Annotated in this window: 1 protein-coding gene; it reads left to right on the top strand. The window is 64.2% G+C overall.

Features of this window, described 5'->3' with window-relative positions; all coding sequences use genetic code 11:
• On the top strand, nucleotides 1-241 hold a 241-nt coding region (locus HKX41_12815), incomplete at its 5' end, for a carbamoyltransferase (protein NNC25017.1).
• Nucleotides 242-246: the final 5 nt, after the last annotated feature.

Here is a 246-nt window from a genome sequence, read left to right as displayed (position 1 = left end):
CGATTGCCCGATCCTGCTCAACACCTCGTTCAACGTGCGCGGCGAGCCGGTGATCTGCACGCCGCTGGACGCGGTGATCTGCTTCGTCAGGGCCAGGATCGACTTGCTGATCCTGGAGGACTTCGTCATCCGCCAGACCGACATACCGGAGATGTGGCGCGTGGGCGTCGGCAACACGCCGGTCGTTCCGCCGCGCAAGGACGCCCGCGCCATCGGCCACGCCGTTTATACCTTTCTGTAGGAATC

Origin of the sequence: Salifodinibacter halophilus (genome assembly GCA_012999515.1) — a bacterium.
In the GTDB taxonomy this organism is placed as follows: domain Bacteria; phylum Pseudomonadota; class Gammaproteobacteria; order Nevskiales; family Salinisphaeraceae; genus Salifodinibacter; species Salifodinibacter halophilus.
The sequence above is the reverse complement of the archived record's forward strand: the minus strand, read 5'-3'. Positions and strand labels throughout refer to the sequence as shown.